Source organism: Paraburkholderia nodosa DSM 21604 (genome assembly GCF_000519185.1).
Taxonomy (GTDB): domain Bacteria; phylum Pseudomonadota; class Gammaproteobacteria; order Burkholderiales; family Burkholderiaceae; genus Paraburkholderia; species Paraburkholderia nodosa.
The window spans coordinates 1-22,890 of sequence record NZ_JAFA01000001.1 but is presented as its reverse complement, the minus strand read 5'-3'; the positions used below and the strand labels follow the sequence as shown (position 1 = coordinate 22,890).

At 65.3% G+C, this 22,890-nt stretch carries 21 protein-coding genes and 1 pseudogene; 6 read left to right on the top strand and 16 right to left on the bottom strand.

The features are described from left to right. Positions 1–160: 160 nt before the first annotated feature. A complete protein-coding gene (locus A3CW_RS0100095; protein WP_028201738.1) occupies positions 161–3,784 on the top strand; it encodes an indolepyruvate ferredoxin oxidoreductase family protein in 3,624 nt (1,207 codons plus the stop codon). 60 nt (positions 3,785–3,844) lie between these two features. Here the strand turns inward: A3CW_RS0100095 and A3CW_RS0100090 are convergent, their stop codons facing one another. Continuing rightward, entirely contained in the window at positions 3,845–4,546 is a 702-nt protein-coding gene (locus A3CW_RS0100090) for a copper homeostasis protein CutC (RefSeq protein ID WP_028201737.1), read from the bottom strand. 48 nt (positions 4,547–4,594) lie between these two features. Next, a complete protein-coding gene (locus tag A3CW_RS0100085; protein ID WP_028201736.1) occupies positions 4,595–5,860 on the bottom strand; it encodes an EAL domain-containing protein in 1,266 nt (421 codons plus the stop codon). 518 nt (positions 5,861–6,378) lie between these two features. Here A3CW_RS0100085 and A3CW_RS0100080 point away from each other — a divergent pair. Beyond that, positions 6,379–8,046 carry a Na+/H+ antiporter gene (locus tag A3CW_RS0100080; RefSeq protein ID WP_028201735.1) on the top strand — a complete coding sequence of 556 codons (1,668 nt, stop codon included), beginning with the start codon at positions 6,379–6,381 and terminating at the stop codon, positions 8,044–8,046. Positions 8,047–8,134: 88 nt separating this feature from the next. Here A3CW_RS0100080 and A3CW_RS0100075 read toward each other — a convergent pair whose 3' ends face one another. The 6 genes from A3CW_RS0100075 to A3CW_RS0100050 all read right to left on the bottom strand — a co-directional run bounded on the left by A3CW_RS0100075 (position 8,135) and on the right by A3CW_RS0100050 (position 14,302). Further along, entirely contained in the window at positions 8,135–9,439 is a 1,305-nt protein-coding gene (locus A3CW_RS0100075; RefSeq protein ID WP_028201734.1) for a solute carrier family 23 protein, read from the bottom strand. A gap of 372 nt (positions 9,440–9,811) precedes the next feature. Continuing rightward, positions 9,812–10,447: a DUF2239 family protein gene (locus A3CW_RS0100070; protein WP_028201733.1), complete on the bottom strand. Its 636-nt coding sequence runs from the start codon at positions 10,445–10,447 to the stop codon at positions 9,812–9,814. A gap of 90 nt (positions 10,448–10,537) precedes the next feature. After that, a complete protein-coding gene (locus A3CW_RS44680; protein ID WP_035512101.1) occupies positions 10,538–12,052 on the bottom strand; it encodes a sensor domain-containing diguanylate cyclase in 1,515 nt (504 codons plus the stop codon). Positions 12,053–12,382: 330 nt separating this feature from the next. Continuing rightward, a complete protein-coding gene (locus A3CW_RS44675) occupies positions 12,383–13,162 on the bottom strand; it encodes an HvfC/BufC N-terminal domain-containing protein (protein ID WP_051481073.1) in 780 nt (259 codons plus the stop codon). Beyond that, positions 13,159–14,007: an MNIO family bufferin maturase gene (bufB, locus tag A3CW_RS0100055; RefSeq protein ID WP_028201732.1), complete on the bottom strand. Its 849-nt coding sequence runs from the start codon at positions 14,005–14,007 to the stop codon at positions 13,159–13,161. Before bufB ends, A3CW_RS44675 begins: the two co-directional genes overlap by 4 nt. Before the next feature lie 40 nt (positions 14,008–14,047). Next, the gene (locus tag A3CW_RS0100050) at positions 14,048–14,302 is read right to left on the bottom strand and encodes a BufA1 family periplasmic bufferin-type metallophore (RefSeq protein ID WP_028201731.1); all 255 of its coding nucleotides are present in this window, start codon (positions 14,300–14,302) and stop codon (positions 14,048–14,050) included. A gap of 274 nt (positions 14,303–14,576) precedes the next feature. Here A3CW_RS0100050 and A3CW_RS0100045 point away from each other — a divergent pair, with 274 nt between their 5' ends. Next, positions 14,577–14,885, top strand: coding sequence for a DUF4148 domain-containing protein (locus A3CW_RS0100045; protein WP_028201730.1), 309 nt, complete (start codon positions 14,577–14,579; stop codon positions 14,883–14,885). 274 nt (positions 14,886–15,159) lie between these two features. On the opposite strand, the gene A3CW_RS0100040 is transcribed toward A3CW_RS0100045, so the two are convergent. Continuing rightward, positions 15,160–15,453, bottom strand: a complete 294-nt coding sequence (locus A3CW_RS0100040) for a hypothetical protein (protein ID WP_028201729.1) — start codon at positions 15,451–15,453, stop codon at positions 15,160–15,162. 161 nt (positions 15,454–15,614) lie between these two features. Between A3CW_RS0100040 and A3CW_RS0100035 the strand changes: the two genes are divergently transcribed. Next, entirely contained in the window at positions 15,615–16,061 is a 447-nt protein-coding gene (locus A3CW_RS0100035; RefSeq protein WP_028201728.1) for an SRPBCC family protein, read from the top strand. A gap of 45 nt (positions 16,062–16,106) precedes the next feature. Here the strand turns inward: A3CW_RS0100035 and A3CW_RS0100030 are convergent, their stop codons facing one another. From A3CW_RS0100030 to A3CW_RS0100005, 7 genes are all read right to left on the bottom strand, one after another. Further along, positions 16,107–17,699 carry a gamma-glutamyltransferase family protein gene (locus tag A3CW_RS0100030; RefSeq protein WP_028201727.1) on the bottom strand — a complete coding sequence of 531 codons (1,593 nt, stop codon included), beginning with the start codon at positions 17,697–17,699 and terminating at the stop codon, positions 16,107–16,109. A gap of 68 nt (positions 17,700–17,767) precedes the next feature. Then, the gene (locus A3CW_RS0100025) at positions 17,768–18,568 is read right to left on the bottom strand and encodes an amino acid ABC transporter ATP-binding protein (RefSeq protein ID WP_028201726.1); all 801 of its coding nucleotides are present in this window, start codon (positions 18,566–18,568) and stop codon (positions 17,768–17,770) included. 13 nt (positions 18,569–18,581) lie between these two features. After that, complete coding sequence (locus A3CW_RS0100020; RefSeq protein WP_028201725.1) at positions 18,582–19,349, bottom strand: amino acid ABC transporter permease; 768 nt, start codon at positions 19,347–19,349, stop codon at positions 18,582–18,584. A gap of 15 nt (positions 19,350–19,364) precedes the next feature. Continuing rightward, positions 19,365–20,183 carry an ABC transporter substrate-binding protein gene (locus A3CW_RS0100015; RefSeq protein WP_028201724.1) on the bottom strand — a complete coding sequence of 273 codons (819 nt, stop codon included), beginning with the start codon at positions 20,181–20,183 and terminating at the stop codon, positions 19,365–19,367. A 62-nt stretch (positions 20,184–20,245) separates the two neighbouring features. Beyond that, positions 20,246–21,034 carry a GntR family transcriptional regulator gene (locus A3CW_RS0100010; RefSeq protein ID WP_211254022.1) on the bottom strand — a complete coding sequence of 263 codons (789 nt, stop codon included), beginning with the start codon at positions 21,032–21,034 and terminating at the stop codon, positions 20,246–20,248. A gap of 97 nt (positions 21,035–21,131) precedes the next feature. Then, complete coding sequence (locus tag A3CW_RS50715) at positions 21,132–21,356, bottom strand: SymE family type I addiction module toxin (protein ID WP_081771492.1); 225 nt, start codon at positions 21,354–21,356, stop codon at positions 21,132–21,134. Positions 21,357–21,450: 94 nt separating this feature from the next. Beyond that, positions 21,451–21,804: a helix-turn-helix domain-containing protein gene (locus tag A3CW_RS0100005; RefSeq protein WP_245623503.1), complete on the bottom strand. Its 354-nt coding sequence runs from the start codon at positions 21,802–21,804 to the stop codon at positions 21,451–21,453. A gap of 521 nt (positions 21,805–22,325) precedes the next feature. Here A3CW_RS0100005 and A3CW_RS54400 point away from each other — a divergent pair. Both A3CW_RS54400 and A3CW_RS50705 read left to right on the top strand, forming a co-directional pair. Continuing rightward, positions 22,326–22,784 (top strand): Arm DNA-binding domain-containing protein, encoded by a 459-nt coding sequence (locus A3CW_RS54400; protein ID WP_322787932.1) that lies wholly within the window; start codon positions 22,326–22,328, stop codon positions 22,782–22,784. Continuing rightward, positions 22,684–22,890 (top strand): annotated as a pseudogene (locus A3CW_RS50705) (IS3 family transposase); the annotation flags it as partial. The gene A3CW_RS54400 and the pseudogene A3CW_RS50705, both read left to right, overlap by 101 nt.

Here is a 22,890-nt window from a genome sequence, read left to right as displayed (position 1 = left end):
AGCGCCGGAGAGTTAGCAAAAAATTTCCGTCATTGGCGAGAAAAAATAGAGTCTCTGTCGCCGCCCTGCTCCGTGGGGGGTGAGCGACCGCAAAACTATGCATGGGATCGCAGTCAGCGCTGAAGCGCTAACTGCGTTCGACAAATGGAGACTCCCCCCAATGACCGCGCGCCCCGCGTTTGGCGACACGTCCTCGCCGCTTGATACGCCGCCCCTCGCTGATTACAAGCTCACCGACAACCTCACCGCCACGCGCGGCCGCATCTTCCTGACCGGCACCCAGGCGCTGATCCGCCTCGCGCTCATGCAGCGCGCGCTCGACCGCGCGCATGGCCTGAACACCGCGGGCTTCATCAGCGGCTATCGCGGCTCGCCGCTCGGCATGGTCGATCAGCAGGCGTGGAAGGCGAAGAAACTGCTCGAAGCCGCCGACGTGCGCTTCCTGCCCGCCATCAACGAGGAGTTGGGCGGCACCGCCGTGCTCGGCACACAGCGCGTGGAAGCGGACCCGGAGCGCACCGTCGAAGGCGTGTTCGCGATGTGGTACGGCAAGGGCCCGGGCGTCGACCGCGCCGGCGACGCGCTCAAGCACGGCAACGCCTACGGCTCGTCGCCGCACGGCGGCGTGCTCGTGGTGGCCGGCGACGACCACGGCTGCGTGTCGTCGTCCATGCCGCATCAGAGCGACTTCGCGCTGATGGCCTGGCACATGCCTGTCGTGAATCCGTCGAACATTGCGGACATGCTCGAATTCGGCCTGTATGGCTGGGCGCTCTCGCGCTATTCGGGCGCGTGGGTGGGCTACAAGGCGATTTCGGAAACGGTGGAGTCGGGCTCGACCGTCGATCTCGATGCCATCAAGACCGACTGGCAAGCGCCGGAAGGTTTCACGCCGCCGCCTGGCGGCCTGCACAACCGCTGGCCCGATCTGCCGAGTCTCGCCATCGAGCAGCGCCTCGCCGCCAAGCTCGACGCCGTGCGCCACTTCGCGCGCATGAACAGCATCGACAAGTGGATCGCGCCGAGCCCGCACGCGAACGTGGGCATCGTCACCTGCGGCAAGGCGCACCTGGACCTGATGGAAACGCTGCGCCGTCTCGATCTCACCGTCGACGACCTGGATCGCGCGGGCGTGCGCATCTACAAGGTGGGCCTGTCGTTCCCGCTGGAGATGTCGCGTATCGACGCGTTCGTCGCGGGCCTCACCGACGTGCTCGTGATCGAAGAGAAGGGCCCGGTGATCGAGCAGCAGATCAAGGACTACCTCTACAACCGCAAGGAAGGCGCGCGTCCCACGGTGATCGGCAAGCACGCCGAAGACGGCACGCTGCTGCTCTCCGAGCTGGGCGAGCTGCGCCCCTCGCGCATCTTGCCCGTGTTCGCCGCGTGGCTCGCGAAGCACCGTCCCGCGCTCGACCGCCGCGAGCGCGTGGTCGATCTCGTCGCGCCGCAAATCCTCTCGAACGCCGCCGACGCCGTGCGCCGCACGCCCTACTTCTGCTCGGGCTGCCCGCACAACACCTCGACCAAAGTGCCCGAAGGCTCAATCGCACAGGCCGGCATTGGCTGCCACTTCATGGCTTCGTGGATGGAGCGCGACACCACCGGCCTGATCCAGATGGGCGGTGAAGGCGTGGACTGGGCCGCGCACTCGATGTTCACGAAGATGCCGCACGTGTTCCAGAATCTCGGCGACGGCACCTACTTTCACTCAGGCATCCTCGCGATTCGCCAGGCAGTGGCGACGAAGACCAACATCACCTACAAGATCCTCTACAACGACGCCGTGGCGATGACGGGCGGCCAGCCCGTGGACGGCAGCATTTCCGTGCCGCAGATCGCACGCCAGGTGGAAGCCGAAGGCGTCTCGCGCTTCGTGGTGGTGAGCGACGAGCCCGAGAAGTACGACGGCCATCACGGCCTGTTCCCGAAGGGCACGACGTTCCATCACCGCAGCGAACTCGATACGGTCCAGCGCGAACTGCGCGAAACGCCGGGCGTGACCGTGCTGATCTACGACCAGACCTGCGCCGCCGAAAAGCGCCGCCGCCGCAAGAAAGGCGAATTCCCCGACCCGGACAAGCGCCTCTTCATCAACGAGGAAGTGTGCGAAGGCTGCGGCGATTGCGGCGTGCAGTCGAATTGTCTGTCGGTCGAACCTGTGGAAACGGAGCTGGGCCGCAAGCGCCGCATCGACCAGTCGTCGTGCAACAAGGACTATTCGTGCGTGAACGGCTTCTGCCCGAGCTTCGTGACCATCGAGGGCGGCAAGCTCAAGAAGGCCGCAGGCGCGGCGTTCGATCCGCAGGCGCTCGCCGCGCGGGTAAATGCGCTGCCCATGCCTGCCACGCATCTCGACAACGCACCCTACGACATCCTCGTGACGGGCGTGGGCGGCACCGGTGTCGTGACCGTGGGCGCGCTCATCAGCATGGCCGCGCATCTGGAAGGCAAGAGCGCTTCGGTGCTCGACTTCATGGGCTTTGCGCAGAAGGGCGGCTCGGTGCTCTCGTTCGTACGCTTCGCGGCGACCGACGCGCTGCTCAACCAGGTGCGCATCGACACGCAGCAGGCCGACCTGCTGCTCGCCTGCGACATGGTGGTGGGCGCGAGCGCCGACGCGCTGCAAACCGTGCGACACGACCGCACGCGCATCGTCGTGAACACGCATGAGATTCCGAACGCGTCGTTCGTGCAGAACCCCGAAGCGAACCTGCACGCCGATGCGCTGCTCGCGAAGATGCGGCACGCGGCGACGAATGGCGCAACGTCGGTGCAAGATCCGCTCTCCGCTTGCGACGCCCAGGCGCTCGCGCAGCGTTATCTCGGCGACACGATCGGCGCGAACATCGTGATGCTCGGCTTCGCGTGGCAGCTTGGCCTCGTGCCGGTTTCGCTCGCGGCGCTCACGCGCGCCATCGAGCTGAACAACGTGGCCGTGCAGGCGAACCTGCTCGCGTTCTCCATCGGCCGCATGGCCGCCGCCGATCCCGCTGCGCTCGAAGCGCTCGACACGCAACGCACGGCAGCCGCGAAAGCTACGGCGCGCAAGCTCACGCAAACGCTCGACGAACTGATCGCCGACCGCGAAGCGCGTCTGCTCGCGTATGGCGGCGCGGGCTACGTGAAGCGTTATCGCGCGCTGGTCGATGCCGCACGCAGCGCCGACAAGAGCGCAGAGAAGACGCTCGCGCGTGCCGTCGCGACCACGTTCTATCGGCTGCTCGCCGTAAAGGACGAATACGAAGTCGCGCGCCTGCACGCCGACCCGGCGTTCCGCGCCGCGCTCGAAGCGCAGTTCGAAGGCACGGCGGGCAGCGACTTCACCGTAAAGTTCAACCTCGCGCCGCCGCTCATCGCGCATGAGAAGAACGGCCAGCCTCCGCGCAAGATGCAGTTCGGCCAGTGGATGTGGAGTGCGTTCGGGCTGCTGAAGAAGGGCCGCAGCGTGCGCGGCACGTGGCTCGATCCGTTCGGCAAGACGCTGGAGCGCCGCATGGAGCGCGCCCTCGCCGGCGACTATGAGGCGACGCTGCGCGGTGCATTCGCAAGCCTCACCGCCGAAAACGTCGACGACATTGCGCGCCTCGCCAATCTGCACCAACGTGTGCGTGGCTACGGGCACGTGAAGCTTGCGAACCTCGCGGCGGTGAAACGCAGCGAGCGCGAACTGGCGGCGCGCCTTGCCATCGACGTGAAGACGAGCGCGGCGGTACAGGAAGCCCTCGCGTCGTTCAAGGGCGCGGGCGCGTTGCGCGGCATTCCGGTGGTCGTGGCGAAGTAAGGGGAAGTGAAGCTGGCAAGCGCGCGCCGTTCATCTGAATGGCGCGCGCTTTTTTATGGGTCAGGCGTCGAGCAGGTTCCGCGCGAGCCGCACCTTGTTTTCGTCGACGGGAGCGAGCCCCTTGCCGTCAACGCGCACGCCCGAGCCGAAGTGAACCGCGCACACCTGCGTCGCGCTCACGAATTGCGCGACGCGATCGAGCGTCAGTCCCGCGCCCGCCAGCACCGTGCAATGCGTGCGCGCCGCACGCTGCACGAGCGTTGCGATTTGCGCCTGCGCGTCGAGCACCGAGGGCTTGCCGCCCGAGGTGAGGACGTTCGTCACGGCGTCGAAACCGAGCAGCACGTCGAACGCTTCCTGCAGCTCGCGCGCTTCGTCGAACGCGCGATGAAACGTGAGCGGCATGCCGTCGGCGGCGTCGATCGCGCGCTGCAGTCCGTCGCGATCCACTTCATGCGAGGGCGTGAGCATGCCGATCACGACCGCATGCGCGCCCGCCAGCTTCGCGGCGCGCACGTCGCGCAGCATCACCGCGTAATCGTTTGCATCGTAAATAAACGAGCGGCTGTGCGGCCGCACGATCACGTTCACGGGAATCGCCACCGCCGCGACCACGGCTTCGATCATGCCGATGCTCGGCGTGAGGCCGCCCTCGCCCATTGCGGTCACGAGTTCGAGACGATCCGCGCCGCCGCGCTCGGCGGCTTGCGTATCGGCGAGCGTGGTCGCGATGACTTCCAGCAGGACCCGTTCATGTTGCATATTGGCGCGCCATGTCGTGAGGAACACGACATGATCGCAGATGCACGCCTACTCGAACCAGTCGATGTCGCCACACAGCACGCACAGCCGCTCGCCCACCGGCACCGCCATCGAAAGCGTCAGGCACGGCAGCGCCTCGTTGATCGACAGATACGGCCCGGTCACGTGCACGCGCCCCGGCGTGACGAGCGCCGTGCGGAAGTACGGCCTGCGCAGCCAGCTTGCGCCCTGCGCGTCCTCCAGCGGCAAAAAGCGCGCATCGCGCTCCGCGCGATCGACGCGCAGCGCCACGTTGCGGCCCGCCTGCCTGCCGTTCGAATCGAGCAGATAGCAGCGCGCCGCATGATCGAGCGCGAGGAAGTTCCAGCACACCTCCTCCATCGATTCGCCGGCCGAAAGCCGTTCGGCCGCGCGCTCGAACGCACGCAGATAGGGCACGAGACGATTCGTCTCGCCGCGCTCGCGCGTTTCGGTCTGCTGACGAAAACGCTCGGTCGCCTCGGCGATCACGCCTTGCGCCTGGGCCGCGTCGGCGAGTCCGGGCGCGGGCCGCGCGAAGAAGAAGCCCTGCACGAAGTCCGCGTTGCACGCGAGCGCGAGCTGCGCCTCGTGTTCCGTCTCCACGCCTTCGATCAGCACGAGCTTGCCCGCGTCGTGCAGCAGCGCCACGAGCGCGGGCAGCGTCGCGGCCATGTCCGCGCGATGCTGCGCGTGCATGAGCATGATGCGGTCGAGCTTCACGATGTCGGGATTGAGCTGCCACACGCGGCCAATATCGACGTTGCCCGCGCCGAAGTCGTCGAGCGCCACGAGAAAGCCGCGCTCGCGAAACGTCGCCACGGCCTGCGCGAGGGCGTCGAGATCGGTCGCCTCGTCCTCCAGCACCTCGAGCACGACGCGCCGCGGCGCAATGTTCAGCCGCCGCAGGTTCGCGAGCAGCGCCGCCGAGTGATACGCCTCGATCAGCGTACCCGGATGCACATTGAGAAAGAGCCACTCGCGCTCCGCACCGAGCAGCGCGAAGTTCTCCAGATGCAGCCCCTGGGCGAGCCGGTCCACCAGCAGCGCTTCGCCCACGCGCGCGGCGTCGCCGAACACGTCGAGCGGCGAGACCGGGCGGTCGAGCGGGTCGTGCGCGCGCAGCAGCCCTTCGTAGCCCACCGCACGCATGTGCGAGAGGCTGAACACCGGCTGGAACACGCTCGTGAGCGTGAGGTCGCCGTGGTGTGCGCTGTAGCGCTGCAGCCCCGAAGTGACGCTGAGATCGAAGCCGTGGGGGGCCACGGCTGTTTTGTCCTGTTGCTCTGTGATCATGCCATCCTCTAGCGCGTAGGAAGGACGCTGCAGTCCGCACAGCCTCTGCACGGCCTGCGCTTTCCTCCATAGCCTGATTTTCGTTGCGTCACAGGAGGGATCAAGCAAAGTCCGTGCTCGCTCGCACTGCGATCTGGCACGCATCGGGAAATGCGTTCGCGCCCATCGCGTGCGCAGCGATTGGGCACGCCATGCACCACGCGAGATATCGCACGGCGCACCGATATCGTGCGCCTTTCCACGCGCCTTTGCTTCAATCGTGGCGCACACAAGGCGGACAAATTGCCGCATTTTCGGCAAATATCGGGCTTGCCACGCGTTCGCCCTGCGCGCTTCGCGGCGGCTTACAGACGCGTCAGGCTACACTGTCCCGCGACCGGCGCGCCCCTCTCTAATGCGCGCCAGAACGCAGTGCCGCACCGCGCGTGAAAAGAGGCGTCTGTCCCCCTCTTCAACGCTTCCCCGCCTGGCCCCGATTGGCCCCGTTTGGCCCCGATTGGCCCCCGCTACGTTTTTCGATGGACATTCTCTTCACCGTTCTCATTCTGCTGCTTGCTGTTGCCGTGTCCGGCATCATCGCGCGCACCGTGCCCCTCAAGCTGCCGTTGCCGCTCGTGCAGATCGGCATTGGCGCGCTGCTCACGTTTCCGCTCGTGAACCCGCACGTCACGTTCGATCCCGACATCTTCATGGCGCTGTTCATTCCGCCACTGCTGTTCGCGGACGGCTGGCGCATGCCCAAACGCGAGTTCTTCATGCAGCGCCGCGCGATCCTCATGCTCGCGCTCGGCCTCGTGCTGCTGACGGTCGTCGCCGTCGGCTATTTCGTGCACTGGCTCGTGCCGCAGATCTCGCTGCCCGTGGCGTTCGCGCTCGCCGCCGTGCTCTCGCCCACCGACGCCGTCGCGCTCTCGGGTATCGCCGGCAAGGACCGCATTCCCGCGCAACTCATGCACATCCTCGAAGGCGAAGCGCTGATGAACGACGCCTCGGGCCTCGTCGCGCTCAAGTTCGCCGTGGCGGCCGCGCTCACCGGCTATTTTTCGCTGCGCTCGGCGGCGCTCAGCTTCGTCGTGATCGCGGCGGGCGGTCTTGCGCTGGGGGCGGCGATCGGCTGGCTCTTCAGCTTCGTTTCGGCGCGCTTTCTCAACATGACCGAAGAGGGCGACCCCGCGCCCGGCGTCGTGCTCACCTTGCTGATTCCGTTCGCCGCGTATCTGTTCGCCGAGCACCTCGAAGTGTCCGGCGTGCTCGCGGCCGTTTCCGCGGGCATGACGATGAACTTCACGAGCGTCGCGCACAAAGGCCCGGTGTCGGCACGCGTGCGCGCCACGAGCACCTGGTCGATGATCGAGTTCGTCTTCAACGGCATGGTGTTCACGCTGCTCGGCCTGCAGTTTCCGGGCATTCTCGGCAAGGCGCTGCTCGACGCGCACCACACGAGCAACGTGCAGATGCTGCGCCTCATCGGCTATATCGCCGCCGTGCTCGTGGCGCTCTACGCCATGCGCTTCGGCTGGGTGTGGCTGCTGCGCTGGGTGGCGAGCCGCGGCGCCGCGCGTCACGGCGTGGCGAACGCGGTGCCGGGCCTGCGCACCGTGGCGATCACCACGGTGGCGGGCGTGCGCGGCGCGGTAACGCTCGCGGGCGTGCTCTCGCTGCCCGTGGCGCTCGCCAACGGCAGCCCGCTGCCCGGGCGCGACAGCGCCATCTTCATCGCGACGGGCGTGATCCTCGCCTCGCTGCTGGTGGCGATCGTGGGCCTGCCGCTCTTGCTGCGCGGCGTGCGGCGCAGCGCGCAGGGACCGCACGCGGCCGAGGAGCGCGCGGCACGCATCCAGGCGGCGCAAGCGGGCATCCGCGCCGTGGATGCGGTGCACGAAAAGGTGAGCGAGGATCTCGACGAATCGCAGGCCGCCTACGCCGCCGACACGACCGCGCGCGTGATGGACGCCTACCGCCGGCGCCTCGCCTCGCTCGACGCCGACCGCGACCGCAGCGCGAACGCGCGCCGCTCGGACGCGCTGGAAATGGAAATGCGCCTGGCCGGCATGCGCGCCGAACGCGCGACGCTGCTCAAGCTGCGCAACCAGATGCAGATCAACGACGAAACGCTGGCGAAGCTGATGCGCGAAGTCGATCTTTCGGAAACGGCGATGACGACGCGCGGGCGCAATCGCAACTGAGCGTGCGCCCGGCGTAGTACGGAAAAACGGGAGAGGGAAAACGCGGCGCCGAGGACCGGCGCCGCGTGTAGCCGTGAGGCGGTGAGGCTTAAACCGCCGCTTCCTGCGCCGGTTTGCGGCGCAGCAGCGCGTAGAGAATGATCGCGCCAAACGTGGCGGTGCCGATGCCGCCCAGCCCGAAGCCGCCGAGCTTGAGCGAGAAGTCGCCCGCGCCGAGCACGAGCGTGACCGCGGCGACGATCAGATTGCGGTTGTCCGAGAAGTCCACCTTGTTGACGACCCAGATACGCGCGCCCGTCACGGCGATCAGACCGAACACGACGATCGAGACGCCGCCCAGCACCGGGCCGGGAATCGTCTGAATGACGGCGCCGAACTTCGGCGAGAAACCGAGCACGAGCGCGATGACCGCGGCGATCACGAACACGAGCGTCGAATAGATTTTCGTCACGGCCATCACGCCGATGTTTTCCGCGTAGGTCGTGACACCCGTGCCGCCCGCGAAGCCCGAGACGATCGTGGCGAGCCCGTCGCCGATGAACGCGCGGCCCACGTAGCGGTCGAGGTTGTAGCCCGTCATCGCGGAAACCGCCTTGATGTGGCCGAGGTTCTCCGCCACCAGAATCACGGCGATCGGCACGAGCAGCGTCATGGCGTGCGGGTCGAACACCGGCGCGGTGAACTTCGGCATGCCGAACCAGGCGGCGTTCGCGACGATCGAGAAGTCGATCGGCTTGCCGAGGCCCATGCCGTTCGTGACGATCGCGTAGATCACATAGGCGATCAACAGGCCGACGAGAATCAGCAAACGCTGCAGCGTGCCGCGCGTGAATACCGCCACGCCGCCCACGCAGAGCACGGTGACGATGGCCATCCACGAGTCGAAGATCGAGCCGCTCACGCCCTTCACCGCGATGGGCGCGAGATTCAGCCCGATCACGCAGACGATCGCGCCGGTCACCACCGGCGGCATGAGCGTTTCGATCCACTTGGTGCCAACTGCCGAGACGAGCAGGCCGATCAGCGTATAAGCCACGCCGCACGCGATGATGCCGCCGAGCGCGACCGGAATGTTGGGATTGGGGCCCTGCCCGCCGTAGCCCGTCACGGCAATCACGAGACCGATGAACGCGAAGCTCGAACCGAGATAGCTCGGCACGCGCCCGCCCACCACCACGAAGAACAGCAGGGTGCCGACACCCGACATGAAAATGCACAGGTTCGGGTCGAAGCCCATGAGCAGCGGCGCGAGCACGGTCGAGCCGAACATGGCGACGACGTGCTGCACGCCCATGGCGAACATCTGCGGCCAGGGCAGGCGCTCGTCGGGGGCCACGACGCTGCGGGCGTCACCCGTCTGCGCGCGCCAGCGGGGGAAATAGGAGTCGGACATGGGTTCCTCTTGTCGGCGTGATTTGCGGTTTTGGTTCTGGTTTTGATTGTTGGCGCGCACGCATCGATGCAACGGCCGCCCTTGATGCAGGTCAGGCGGGAGTGTACGGAGCCGCAATCGGCGTGGCAAGCCGGATGTCGGGCGTCCGAAACCACCGCGGCAGCCGTCGACGTGAGTGATGAAGTCAACACCGAATGGAGTTTCAGACTCCTCCTATATTGAGGGTGGGATGCCGGATTTAGACTGGCCTTGCTGCGTGCCCCCCACGAGGGTTCACGCAGAGTTTATAAGTTGTAAACTCTCCGACTTCCCCGCTCCTGCTCCCCGCTGGAGCGGTTTTTTTTGCCCGCGCAATTTGAGCCCTTCGCCCGTTCAGGCGAATGCGGCTTCCGCCAGTTCCCGCGCATAGTCGCGCACGTCTTCCGGCCAGGGCGCGTTAGCCGCTTCGAAGCGGCTACGCTCGCCCGCATAGAGCGCGCGCAGCGCCTCCTCGTAATCCGGCAGATTGCCGGCCAGTGCAGTCATGAAGCGGTGCGCGGCTTCCTGGGCCGCGCGCACGCGTTCGCGTGCCTCGCTCGCGTGGCGCGCGGCGTCCACGAGTCGGCGCAGCACCACCGAGGCCCCGCCAGGCTGCGCGCCGAGCCAGTCCCAGTGGCGCGGCAACAGTGTCACCTCGCGCGCCACCACGCCAAGCTTCGGGCGGCCGCGGCCGCGCGGTGCGTCGTCCGGGGCTGCGTCGTCGACGACGTTCGGCGCGGCTGTACGTTCCGCACGGCTCGCCTGCGCGACGATGCGCGCCTCGATGTCCTGTTCCGTGCCGCGCAAATCGAATTCGACCGGGCGCGCGTCGCGGTCGTCGAAGACCAGCACCGGCGCGCCGTTTTCGTTCCCGATTTCGTTCACTTCGCGCTCGAGTTCCGCCTTGACCGCCAGCGCCACCTGAAGCGGCGCGCCGCGCGCGATCAGGCGCGTGCCCGCAAATGCCGTACAGCCGTTCGCCACCACCATGGTGTTCTCCGTCTTGATATCCAATGATGGGCGAATATTACCCGGGTAAATTACATTGCACAATATCATCCGGGTAAAATTCGATTGCGGTCAGCCGGAGCGGCCTTCGACATCCGCGCCGCGCGTGTCGTCGGTCGTGGCGGGCAGCCACGCCGCCACGCGGTTGCGGCCCGAGCGCTTGGCCGTGTAGAGCGCGGCGTCGGCGGCGTCGGTCAGCGCGCGCCAGTCGGCAAACGCACTTTGGGTCGTGCAGGCCACGCCCACGCTCACCGTGAGCACACCGTTCGGGCTGCCGGCGTGCGGCACCGCCAGCGCCTCGATCGCGGCGCGCACCTTTTCGGCCAGCGCGAGCGCCTGGGCCTCCCCCGTTTCGGGCAGCAGCAGCACGAACTCCTCGCCGCCGTAGCGCGCCGCACAGTCCGCCGCGCGGCGTGCGTGTGCGCCGAGCGCGTGCGCGACGGCCGCGAGCGCGTCGTCGCCCGCGAGGTGGCCGTAGCGGTCGTTGTAGAGCTTGAAGCGGTCCACGTCGAGCAGCACGAGCGCGAGCGGGCTGCCCGAGCGGCGTGCGCGCGCCCATTCGTGGTCCGCGCGGGTTTCGAACGCGCGCCGGTTCGCGAGCGACGTGAGCGCATCGGTGTCCGCCTGCACGCGCAACTCCGCCTCCACCGCGCCACGCTGGCGCAACTGGCGCGTGAACATCAACGCGAGCGCGATCAGCGAGATGTCGAGCACCGACGTGAGCGTGCCGATGATCCAGGCGCGCACGCGCCATTCGCGATAGATGTCGTCCGCCGCGACGGCGACGCTGAACACGAGCGGATAGCCCTCCACGCGCCGCAGCGCGAACCAGCGCCGCACGCGGTCTACCGGGCCAAGCGAGAAGAACCCGTTAGCCTGCGATCGCTGGAAACGCTGGAACAGCGCCGTTTCTGCGACGCTTTTGCCGATCAGCGCCGGATCGTATGGGCGGCGCATGAGCAGCGTGCCGTCGGCGAGCATGAGCGCCACCGTGCCGTTCGTGCCGATGTCCACGCCGCTGAACAACTGCCGGAAATAATCGAGCCGCATCGTGCCGACCACCACGCCCGCGAACGAGCCGTCGGGGTTCGAGAGACGTCGGCTCAATCCGATGGTCGCGTTGGCCGGCCCGTCGCGCGGAATGAACGGGTGGCTCAGAAAGAGGCCCACGTGCGCCGAGTCGCGCTGCGCGATGAAATAGTCGCGGTCGGCCACGTTGAGCGCGCGCGGCGGCACCGAGCGCGAATCGAACACCACGTCGCCCGCCGCGTTGGTGACGAAGATCGCGCCGAGATTCTTCGCCGTGGCCGAGCGGTCGAACAGCAGGTTCTGGCGGATGTCGGCGGGCAGCGAGGCGAGCCGCGGATCGTCGATCGCGTCGATGACGGCCTGCAGCGATAGGTCGTAGACGTCGAAATTGCGCGCCGTGTCGCGCTCGAAAAGCAGCGCCATATTGGAGGCGGAAGCACGGGCGCTCGCGAGCGCGTCGTGCCGCATCTGCGCCATGACCCATGCGGCGATCAGCGTCAGCGCTGCGGCCAGCGCGATGCCGATGGCAAGCACGGCGTTCGGTCGGCGGATCATCATCTCGGGCCTTCGGGGGCTGGCCTTGCAGTGGCGCCGGTTGCCGGGCGCTTGCCTGCGCCCGACCGTGGCCGACGCCCGACGCCGCGCGCGCCGGGATGCAATCGAGTGTACAACGGCCGGCGGGCGCATGTTGTGCGTATGCATTCATCCTCGCATGCCGCATCAGGCGTGGCTATGCGGGCAAGTCCGGTCGAGGGTGGCGTTTGGGGCGCGGCTCGATTTTGCGCCCTATTCTCCTGAATAAAATGCGTTTCGAGAGGCGTGCGTTTTGTTAGTCTGGATTCCTCAGCGTTATGGCGAGGCTCCGTATGCGCTTGTCATGCGGTATGGTCAGTCGTCGCGCACGCCAACGATGGCGCGCGCCTCGATCCACGCTCGCCACTGGCCGCCGAAGTCGAAAGCCGGGTCGATGTCGAAGGCTTGCGCAAGCGCATTGTCGAGCGTGGCGCCGTCGCGCAGCGCCACAAACGCCGCGTGCGCGGCGTGCGTGTGCACGAGCGCCTTGGGCCGCCATTGCGGCCGGACCACGAGCGCCCACGACGGCACATCCACACGCTCAGGCCAGACGCCGCCCGGCTGGTGTGCCCGCCAGATCGCCATGGCATCGAAACGTAAAGCGAGCGCGGCGCAGGCGGGATGCACCGCGAGACGTAATTGCGCAAGACGCTCTGCGCCGAGCGCTTGCCATTGCTGCGCATCGAGTGGCGTGGCGTTCGCTGCGTAACTGGCTGCGTGCAGCGCCCATTCGAGTCGTGCGACATCGCCGAAATACGCATAACGTGCGTCGGTCTCGTAGCGCTCGATGAATTCGGGCAGCTGCGCGCCGAAGCGGTTCAGATCGGCATCGCGCGAAGGATGCGCGCGCGCATAGGCTAGCGCGAGCGCATCGAACCAGGTCTCGCCAGCCAGTGCCGCGAGCACCGGATACGCGTTCGCGAGCGCAAGCCGCCGCGCCGCGCGAGCGTTGCCGCGATACAGGCCCATGCGCTCGTGCAGCAGCGCGGCATCGGCGGGAAGCAGCTCGCGGGTGAGCGCCGCATCGACGCCCGGATCGTCCAGTGCGGCGGCGAAGGCTTGTTGCGTCGCTTCGAGCGTCTTGCACACTGTCATGAGCGCAGCTCCGTTACGTGACTCGTATACTTCGCGAAGCGTTCGCGCGCGAGACGCGCCTCGTCGAGCAGCACTTCGAGCGCCGGCACCGCCGTGTCCCACTCGATGAGCGTGGGCGTCGCGCCAAAGCGCTCGAGCGCGGCCTCGTACAGCGACCAGACCGCCGGCGCGACGCGCGAACCGTGATCGTCGATCACGGCCGCGGGCGTCGCGCGATGCCCCGCCAGATGGATCTCGCCGACGATCTGCGGCGGCAGCATGGCCATGGCCGCCAGTGCATCCTCACCGTGGTTGCATTGATTCACGTAAAGATTGTTCACGTCGAGGAGCACGCCGCAGCCCGTGCGCTGCGCGAGCGCGGCGAGGAATTCGGCCTCGCCGTAGCTATCGTCGCGAAATCGTACGTAGGTCGAAACATTTTCGATCAGCACGGTACGGCGCAGCGCGTCCTGCATCTGCAAGACGCGCGCGCTCAAGTGATCGAGCGAGGCTTGCGTGAGCGGCATCGGCAGCAGATCGTGCAGCGCGCCTTGCGCGCTCGCGCCCCAGCAGAGATGCTCGGAGACGACAGCGGGCTCGATGCGCGCCACCAGCCGCGCGAGCCTCGCGAGATGCGCCGTATCGAGCGGCGCAGCCGAGCCAAGCCCGAGCCCCACGCCGTGCAGGCTCACGGGCAAATCGCGGCGCACGGTTTCGAGCACGTGCAGGTCGTATCCGCCTTCGCCGAAGTAGTTTTCGCTGTGGACTTCGATCCAGTCGACCGCAGGCGGCCCTGCCATGAAGGCCTCGTAGTGCGCGTGACGCAGGCCAATGCCCACGCCACTCAGTGCGCCTGGCGCGCTCATCTTGCGCCCCCCGCGTTGCGCGCCGCCTCAGCCGCGAGGCTCATTTTTCCGGCATGCCGCCAAGCTTCTCGCACGTGCCCTTCGGCATGGTCTTGAAGTCGCCCTTGTCGTGATCGACCTTGGCCTGGCCCGCGCAGTCGTGCACGCCGGTCTTGCTCGAACAGTCGTTCTGGCCGGCCTTGGCGACGCCGTAGCAATTCACGGTGTCGTCCGCCTGGGCCACGCCCGCGCCGGCCGTCGCAAGACCCGCTAGTGCGGCGGCGATCAGCGCCTGGCGGCCGAGAGAGTTCTTCATGGCGTTTCTCCTTGAACTTCGAAATGGGTTTCGCAGCAAGCGATCGGGATACGCAGCCGTCGCAACGCGCGGCCTTCGGCGCCCTATTTTGCCTCACCGGGCTACGCCCGGTCCGGCCGAAGCACCGAAGATCGACGGAATTATTGCAATCGCAGTAATGATGTTTGCTGGATTGCGGTATTTTTCTTTGAAGTGCACTGCAATAAAGTGTCATCAACGGTTCGAACAACACGATTGTTACGGATCGACAACATAATTTTCGGAGGTTGTTACCATGAAGAATCTGATTGCTGCTGCACTCGCCGCTACCGTCCTCGCCGCTCCGGCCCTGTCGTTCGCGCAAGCCGAGCAAGCGCCCGTGACGCGCGCTCAAGTTCGCGCCGAACTGGTTCAACTGGAAAAGGCCGGCTACCGCCCGAATCTGTCGAGCCCGTACTATCCGGAAGACCTGCAGGCTGCCCAGGCGCGCGTCGCCCAGCAGAACGGCGCAGCAGAAGCCACGGCCTACGGCGCATCGACGAACGGCAGCGCCCAAACCGGCACGCGCGCACCGAACATCAAGCCGACCTACTTCGGCCAGTAATCGCGGCTCACACGTAGTGCTGGCGCACTACGCGAGCAACGCCTGGCGGGCCCGCTCTCCCGATTGGGAGAGAGCGGGCCCGCCGTTCATTTCTGCGCCGCGCGTGCAACGCGCGCGGCAGAAATAAGCGGTACGCCCACGAAAACCTCCGCCGCCGGAAATCCGGTGGCTTTGCCCGGACTGCGGTCCGGGCCTTTTTCCTCCTTCCGTCTCGCAACGCATGCGGCCCGCTTTTTAGCGCGGGCCGCGCGCGCAGGCGGCGCGCTCGCAGGGCCTAGAAGCCGTGGGTGACGAGCGAGAGCACGGAAAGATCGGGGTGCGTGCCGTCGATGATGCTGCGGCCCACATGCACCGCCTCTTCGGTGGCGTCCTGCTCGCTGCGCCAGGTTTCGTCGCCGTCCGCGTGATACGTGACCGTGTGACCCGGCTTCGCGGGATTCGCGCCGGGATGGCAAACGTAGGCCGTGTAGGTGTAGCGGTTCGCGCCTTCGTCGGCTGGCGTGGCGCTGACGTGAATCTCGAAGCCTTCGTAGTCGACCTGATGCATCGCAAGCGGTTGAGCGCTCATGGTGACCTCCGGGTGCCGCGGGGTTAGCGGCTGCGGGCTATCCGGCCGATGGGTATGCGGCCAGGTGTTCGGTATTGATTCGGTATTGGGAAGTTTAGGCGATGGGTCCCGGGCGGGTGGCCTACTATTGCAGGGCGATCCACCACCCTGGGAGCTTAGACATGGCATCGAACACCGTCCGCCTGCATCGTGTGCTGCGCGCGCCGCCCGAGCGCATCTATCGCGCCTTTCTCGACGCGAGCGCAGTCGTGAAATGGCTGCCGCCCAACGGCTTCACCTGCACGGTTCATGAACTCGACGCGAAAGTCGGCGGCCACTACCGGATGTCGTTCAAGAATTTCACGGCCGGCCACGGTCATTCGTTCGGTGGCGAATATCTCGAACTCGTGCCGAACGAGCGTTTGCGATACACCGGTGTGTTCGAGGATGAGCACCTGCCCGGCACCATGCAGACGACGGTGGAACTGCGCGCGGTGTTCTTCGGCGCGGAAATGACCGTCGTGCAGGAAGGCATACCGGAGATCATTCCGGTCGAGGCGTGTTATCTGGGCTGGCAGGAGTCGCTGGCGTTGCTCGCCAAGCTGGTCGAAGCCGAAATCAAGCAGTAAAGAAAAAGGGGCGCTCGCGCCCCTTCTTTGCGACCGTGTGCTGCCTCAATACCCGAGCGCGCAGCCGTCCTTGCGATGATCGGACGCGCCGGTCAACACGCCCCGCTCCCAGTCGATGCGGATCGCCTGCGAACCGCCAATCGGGCCGGCAGCGGGCACGAGCTTGAAGCCGCGATCCGCGAGCACCGCGCGCGCGTTGGCGGGCAAGGTCGATTCGATTTCCACGGTGCCCGTGCCAGGGCGCGGAAAGACACGCGGCAGATCCATCGCCGCCTGCATGTCGAGGCCGTAATGCAGCACCTTCGAAAGGAAGTGCGCGTGCCCCATGGCCTGATAGTGGCCGCCCATCACGCCGAAGCTCATCTGCACGCGGCCGTCGCGCGCGACCATCCCGGGAATGATGGTGTGCAGCGGACGCTTGTGCGGCGCAATTGCGTTGGGGTGTTCTGGCTCGACCGAGAAACTCATGCCGCGGTTGTGCAGCATCACGCCGGATTCCTTGCCCATCAGCCCGCTGCCGAATGGATAGAACAACGAATTGATGAAGCTCACGCAGTTGCGGTCGCGATCGACGACGGTGATGTAGACCGTGTCGCGGTGCTCGACCTGGGTGAGCGCGGCGGCTGGGTCCAGAACGCTTTCGAGGTCGATGCGGCTGCGCAGGCTGTCCACGTAGTCGTCGGATAGCAGGCGATCGACATCGACGCCGCCATGGCGCGGGTCGCCCAGCACGGCGTCGCGTACGGCGTAGGCGAGCTTCGCCGCCTCGATCTCGCGATGCAGACGGTCGGGGTCGAGCGGGCTGCCTTCGGCGTCGTATTTGTCGAGCAGGCGCAGCAACAGCAACGCTATGACGCCCTGCCCTGCCGGCGGGCATTCGATCACGTCGTAGCCGCGGAATTTCGCGCGAATCGGCGTGACGTATTCGCCGCGGAATTCGGCGAAATCTCCCAGCGTGTGCAAGCCGCCGTGCGCCTGAAGCTGCGCGACGAGATCGGCCGCAACGGCGCCGCGGTAGAACGCATCACGGCCCGCTTCGGCGATCGCGCGCAGCGTATTCGCGAGGCGCGGTTGACGGTGCGTCGAGCCGGCGCGCGGCGCAGCGCCATCCACGAGCATGGTGGTGCGCGCTACGGCGTCGCGCGAGAGCGTTTCCACTTCCGCCGCCCAGTCGTGCGCGGTGCGCGGCGCGACGGCGTAGCCTTCTTCAGCGAAACGGATGGCCGAAGCCAGTACGTCGCGCAGCGGCAAATGGCCGTGATCGCGATGGAGCGTGGTCCATGCATCCACCGCGCCCGGCACCGTGACGGCGTGCGGCGAATGACGCGCGATGGTTTCCACGCCCATGGCGCGCAGACGCTCGGCGCTTGCTGCGGCGGGGGCCCAGCCGGAGCCGTCGTAGGCGATCACGTCATCCGTGCCGCCGCGCGAATAGAGCGCAAAACAGTCGCCGCCTACGCCCGTCGAGCCGGGTTCGACCACGCACTGCACCGCGCACGCGGCAATCGCGGCATCCATGGCGTTGCCGCCGGCGGCGAGAATCTGGATGGCGGCGAGCGTCGCGCTAGGGTGCGAAGTCGCCGCCATGCCGTTGCGAGCCATGACGAGCGAGCGGCCCGGCGTTTCGAAGTTACGCATCGAAGCGTTCTCCTCTTTGGTGTCCTGATGATGGGTTATTTCACATGACGCAGCATTGCGGCTAATGCCTACGCAGAGGCAGGCATGGCAGTTCGCAACGTGCGCTTCAAGAACGTCTGCGTACGCGGATGCGAAGGCGCGGTGAAAATGCGCTCGGGCGGTCCCTCTTCGATCAGCTCGCCCTGGTCGAGCACGACCACGCGATCGGCCACCTCGCGCGCAAAGCCCATTTCGTGCGTGACGACGACCATCGTCATGCCGTCTTCCGCAAGCTCCTTCATCACCTGCAGCACTTCGCCGACGGTTTCCGGATCGAGCGCGCTGGTGGGCTCGTCGAAGAGCAGCACTTTTGGCTGCATGGCAAGTGCGCGGGCGATGGCGATGCGTTGCTGCTGGCCGCCTGAAAGCTGCGACGGATAGTGGTCGGCGCGATCGGCAAGACCCACGCGGGCGATCAGCGCCTTTGCCTGCTTGATCGCCTCTTCGCGCGGCATCTTCAGCACATGGATGGGCGCCTCGATCACGTTCTCCAGCGCCGTCATGTGCGGAAACAGATTGAAGCGCTGGAACACCATGCCGATATCGCGGCGCTGCCGTGCGAGCTGGCGCGCCGAATCGCGCACCAGCGTGCCGTTCGGGCGCTCGACAAATCCGAGCAGATGGCCGTTCACGCGCACCCGCCCGCTGTCGTACGACTCGAGCAGATTGAGGCAGCGAATGAAGGTGGTCTTGCCCGAGCCCGACGAGCCGATCAGCACCACCACCTCCCCCTTCGCGACGCTCAATGAAATGCCGTTGAGTACCTTGGTCGGGCCGAACGACTTGTGAATGTCCGACGCCTCGATGACGATTTCCCGTGCTTCGTTCATGTCAACGCTCATGTCAACGCCCTCGCAGCAGTTTCATCGTTTGCGCGCCGAACAGACGCGTATTCGCAGCCGGCTTCGCCTCGCCGCGGCCGAAGTGCGCTTCGAGCCGCCGCTGCACGAAACCCCAGAGCGTGGTGAGCGCGAGGAAGTAGATGCCGAGCACGAGATACAGCTCGAACACGCGGAAGTTCACCGAGGTGATCATCTGCGTGCTGAGCAGCAGTTCCGGCACGCCGATCACGCTCACGAGCGTGGTGTTCTTGAGCATGACGTTGAACTCGTTGCCGAGCGGCGGCACGATCACACGGAACGCTTGCGGCAGCACGACACGGCGCATGAGCAGCACCGAAGACATGCCAAGCGAGCGCGACGCTTCGTACTGTCCACGATCCACCGAACTCAAACCGGCGCGAATGATCTCCGCCTGATAGGCCGCCGAGTTCATGCCGAGCGCAAGCACGGCCGCCTGAATATTGCCGGGCAGCGAGATGATGCCGAAGTCGAGATCGTGAAAGTGAAAGATGTTCGCCGCGGCAAACGCGGTGTACAGGAACACGATCTGCATGAGCAACGGCGTGCCGCGCATGACCCAGATATAGCCGCGCGCGAGACACTGCACGGGCAGACTCGACGAAAGCCGCATGAGCGCGACGATCAGGCCGAGCGTGGCGCCGAACACGATCGCGCAGGCGCTGATCGAGAACGTGAGCCACAAACCGTGCAGATACGCCGGGCTCGGGTCCAGCAGGAATTTCCGGAAGATTTCCCAACTGAAATTCATGGCGTCACCCCGCGCTCACAGGCGATCGTTTTCGACCTTCCAGGTGGCGAGCATCTTGCCGTAGCGATCGCTCTTCACGAGATCGGCCACGGCCTTCGCGACGGCCGGCGAAAGCGGCTCGCCCTTGCGCGCGCCAATGCCGGTCGCGATGCGATTGAAACCCGGCACCGCCTCCTCGAACATGTCGCCCGAGACCTGCTGGAAGTGCGCGGCGCTTTCCGAGGTGGTGCCGTAGGCGTCGACCTGATTCAGACGGAAGGCCTGAAATGCATCGGCATCCGAACTATAGACAACGATGTTCATGGGCGCTTTGCCCGCAGCCTTGAGCTTCTCGTTCTCCTTGTCGAGCAGCGTGCCGATGGTCGTGCCGTTGAGCACCGCGACCTTCATGCCCGAAAGGTCGTCGAGCGAGCGCACGTGGCGCGGGTTGCCGCGCGGCACCATGATCGACTGGCTCGAATACATGTAGTCGACGATGTCGATGATCTGGCGGCGCTCGGGCTTGTCGAAGAGCTGACCGATCACGAGATCGCATTGTTTCGCCTGCAGCGCCGGAATCTGCCCGCTGAACGACATGACCCTCCACTCGACCTTGAGATTGCCGAGCTGCTTCGCGACGTCATGCGCCACGTCGACGGAGAAGCCGCGCGGCTGCTGATTCTCGTCGTAAGACGCGAGCGGCGGCGCGTCCATGCTCGAACAGTAGGTTAGCGTGCCGCCTTTCACGAGACCCAGATCGGCGGCCTGCGCCGCAGAAGCGCCGACAACCTGCGCGAGGAGCGCGAAGCCTGCGCAGGCGGCGAGACGAAGACGCTTGAACTGTTTTTCTGACATCGAGAGGCTCCTGGCTGAATGTGAGCTGCGTGAGGTACGACGACAGTTAGGACGCCGACGCGTTACGCTCGTGACGCGGGCGATTCGAGGAACTTGATGATCTGGGGAACAGTTGATTCGAGGTGCTCGCGCAGCGCCTGCTCGGCTTGCGCGGGGTCGCGGGTGCGCAGCGCGTCGATGAGGATCTGGTGGGCGTCGCGCGCGCGTTTGCGTCTGAAGGTGGCCTGCTCGATCCACAGGCGCATGGGGCCTTCGATCAGCGTGTAGAGCGAGTGAATCTGCTGGTAGAGGCGCGTGCGGCCGCTTATTTCGCACAGGTATTCGTGGAACGCGCAGTGGCGTTGAACCCAGGTGTCGGTGTCGCCTACGCAGGCGTCCATGTCTTCCAGCAGGCGTTGGAGCTTCGTGAGATGCGCTTCGGTGCAGCGGGGGGCGGCGACGCGCATGGCCAGGCATTCGAGCGCGATGCGCATGTCGAAGATGTCCTGGACTTCTTCCACGGTCAGGCCGCGGACGATTGCGCCTCGGTTGGGGCGCTGGATGATCAGGCCTTCTGTGTGCAGTCTTTTTAGCGCCGCCCGCACCGGCATGCGGCTCATTGAGAGTTCTTCGGCAACCGTTTCGGCGACGATGCGCTGGCCTGCGGCGTAGCGGCCTTCGATGATGGCTTCCAGCAGGAAGCGGTAGGCCTCTTCCTCGGCGGTTAAGGCCAGACCGGCAGTGCTGCGGACGTTGGTGGCAGGCATTTTTGTGCGCTTGATCCGTTTTGTGCGGTGCGGGAGGATGCCATTGCGGTTGCTGAGTCGTTGGGGCAGATTACTCCAAGTGGATTTGTGGATCCAGTCTTTCAAAAAAGATTTGGTGGTGGCTGCGGAAGGCGTGAAGGCCGCGAACCCTGTGGGTTCGTGGCCTTCTTTGTTTGGTGCGGGCTTTGGTCTGACGGGCGGGTTAGTCTGGGGTGATCACTAGCCTTTTGTCTTCCACAGTGATTCGGACGCGCTGGCCTGGTTCAAAGCCTGCGACTTCGAGCCATCGGCCGGAAAGTTTGAGCCAAGGGTAAAGCGGCGGGTCATTTCTTGCCCGCGAGCTGGACCTGCGGTACCGCCAGGACTGCTGGATGGTTACGCGGCGCTCGGGATGTGCGTGCGATGCATTAAGATTGGCGTCAGCCATGGTCAACTCCTCTGTTGAGTTGGTTTTGGTCAGCGGGCTGTGAGTGCTGGTAACACTCATGGCCCGCGCTTCGTTTACTGCATTGAGACTCCTTCTACTTCCGTGCCTGTGCGAGCACGGTGTCCAACATTTGTGAGACGAACTGCTGTTTGGGCTTGGGGAGTTGTTCGATTGCGGCGATTTGCTGTTGGAGGCGCGATATCGAACTGCTCTTGGTACGCGGCGATGCGGCCGGGCTGCCCAGCAGTTCATCGAAAGTGAACATGAGTAGGTCCGCCAACGTTGGCAACATCGATGCCGGCACACGCGAGCGCCCGCCTTCGTAGTGCGCCATCGTTTGCTGCGCAATGCCAAGTGCTTCTGCCAACTGTTGCTGCGTCATGCCGTGCGCTCTACGCGCGTTCGCAATGCGCTCGCCGAGCTTGCGGAAGAAAAGCTCATCTTTCACATTTGTGCCTCGCGGGAGAACGTATGAACCCACACCGAATAAACTGAAGATCGATTTATTAATTCATTATACGGAGTAATGGAGTGCAAAAATCGGCATTGCTCTTATCTGGATTTTCTTTTTTTTAAACTAATTTGACGCATGACAGATTGATGGTGAGCACCAGGCTCGGGAGTCGCACTGAGAGGAAGGCCCCTCGTAAGAGAAGCTCTTGTTTCCGCGCGGCTTATCGCTTACTCGGGTCTGTTGTCTGGCTCTCCCTGCGCCGATCAAGTTGGCACGCGAAGGGGAAGATATTCGGTGCGGATGAGGATCGAACTCACGACCTTCGCATTGCGAATACGAACAAGCTGACGTTTATTGAGATGGATCCGCATTGATGAAGTTATTCAAGTTATTGAATTTAAAAGCTTTTACCTCAATCACAGCCCGGTCAATATTGATCTGAATACCTTTATTGCCGCATAATTCGGTTACATGGCGGTTACATGAGACCGCCGGCTTACGAACGGGGTGGCTAGATGGCGAAGGTAAACTTCACTGCGGCTCGGGTAGAGGCGCATCGCTGCGAACAGGGTAAGTCGCAGTCGTTTCTCTGGGACAGCAAGACTCCAGGACTCGGCTTGCGAGCCACAACTGGGGGAGCCAAGGCTTACATTTTCCAAGGGAAAATTCATGGCTCGACCGTGCGGATTACGATCGGCGACCCGCGGAGCTGGACGATCGACCAGGCTCAGGAGCGAGCGCGTAGTCTCCAGACGCTTATCTGTCAACGCCGATTAGAAACTGACCCAGCGGGGGTGCGGCCAAAATCCTGGACTACCTGGGAGGTAGTTCATGTTCTCATACGAAGATCGCATTCGAGCGGTCCGACTCTACTTGAAGCTGGGCAAGCGCCTCGGAGCCACCATCAGGCAATTGGGCTACCCAACAAAGAATTCTCTCAAAGCCTGGCATCGCGAATACGAACGGTGCCATGATCTACGGGCTGGCTATGTCCGTTCTAGACCGAGGTATTCGGCTGAACAGAAGAAGGTGGCCGTCGATCATTATTTGAGTCATGACCGCTGTGCTGCCGCAACCTTG